Here is a 479-nt window from a genome sequence, read left to right as displayed (position 1 = left end):
GCAGCGACGGACGTCTCCGCGTCGGCGGCCGAGCCGGCGCTCGCCTGCGCCACCGAAGCGGCGTCAGAGCCCGCCGGCCCGGCCGACTCAGGGGCGCGTGCGGTGTCATCGCCCGCGAGCGCCTGTGCCGTCGGGGTGTTCTCGAACGAGCGCACGAGCTTGCGCATCTTCTTGTCGGAGACGGGGCGTTCGCCGACGGCTTCGGGTGTCCACGCGTCGTCGGGCGTGGGCTCCGGGGCGCTGGCGGGAGCGCCGTCGTCACCGTAGGCACCCTTGGCAGGGCGGCGCTTGACGAGCGGCGCGGCGACGCCGTCGGCGAGGCGGCGCGTGGAGATGAGGAAGCCGGTGTGGGCGTGCATGCGGTGCTCGGGGCGCACGGCGAGGCCTTCGAGGTGCCAGCCGCGCACGAGGCTCTCCCACGCGTTCGGCTCGGTGAAGCCGCCGTGATCGCGCGCGGCCTCGGCGACGCGCGACAACTG

The 479-nt window shown here is 75.4% G+C and carries 1 pseudogene; it reads right to left on the bottom strand.

Annotated elements, in window-relative coordinates:
* Positions 1-479 (bottom strand): annotated as a pseudogene (locus B2284_RS12725) (tRNA (adenine-N1)-methyltransferase); the annotation flags it as partial.

Origin of the sequence: Dermacoccus sp. UBA1591 (genome assembly GCF_002322065.1) — a bacterium.
Lineage (GTDB): Bacteria > Actinomycetota > Actinomycetes > Actinomycetales > Dermatophilaceae > Dermacoccus > Dermacoccus nishinomiyaensis.
This window is presented reverse-complemented; position numbering and strand designations above follow the sequence as displayed.